Source organism: Christiangramia aquimixticola, from assembly GCF_048285835.1.
Classification (GTDB): Bacteria; Bacteroidota; Bacteroidia; order Flavobacteriales; family Flavobacteriaceae; genus Christiangramia; species Christiangramia aquimixticola.
Map to the genome: position 1 here is coordinate 188,386 of NZ_JBLVTL010000006.1, position 876 is coordinate 189,261.

The following is an 876-nucleotide window of genomic DNA, read 5'->3' on the forward strand; positions in this document are numbered from 1 at the left end:
GATGGAGATTCAAATTCAGCTAATACGACCTGTACTTTTGATGTAACAGTTATTGATGATGAAGCACCAGTTATAACCAACTGCCCGGCTCCGGTTAATCCATATAGCGTTGATGCAGGTGAGTGCGATGCAACCTTAAGCTTTACTGCAACAGCAACCGATAATTGTAATACAGATGTAGCCTTATCTTATAGCATACCTAGTGGACCTATAAGTTTCCCTTATAACTTCCCTACTGGAACAACCACAGTAACGGTAACAGCAGATGATGGAGATTCTAATTCATCTAATACTACCTGTACCTTTGATGTAGTTGTAATCGATAATGAAGCTCCGGTAGTGACTTGTCCAACCCCTGCTACCTCTTATAATACAGACCCAGGTGAGTGTGATGCAACCTTGAGCTTTACCGCAACAGCAACCGATAATTGTGATTCCGAGGTAGCTTTATCTTATAGCATACCTAGTGGACCTATAAGTTTCCCTTACAACTTCCCTACTGGAACAACTACAGTAACGGTAACAGCAGATGATGGAGATTCAAATTCATCTAATAATACCTGTACCTTTGATGTAGTCGTAATCGACAATGAAGCTCCGGTAGTGACTTGTCCAACTCCTGCTGCATTCTATAATACAGATCCAAGTGAGTGCGATGCAACCTTAAGCTTTACTGCAACAGCAACAGATAATTGTGATTCCGAGGTAGCCTTATCTTATAGCATACCTAGTGGACCTATAAGTTTCCCTTACAACTTCCCCACTGGAACCACTACAGTAACGGTAACAGCAGATGATGGAGATTCAAATTCAGCTAATACTACCTGTACCTTTGATGTAACGGTAATTGACAATGAACTCCCTGCAATCACTTGT

At 41.3% G+C, this 876-nt stretch carries 1 protein-coding gene; it reads left to right on the forward strand.

Annotated features, from left to right (window positions below; all coding sequences use genetic code 11):
* The coding region (locus ACNKXV_RS12785; protein WP_417908128.1) for an HYR domain-containing protein at nt 1–876 on the forward strand (876 nt) is incomplete at both ends.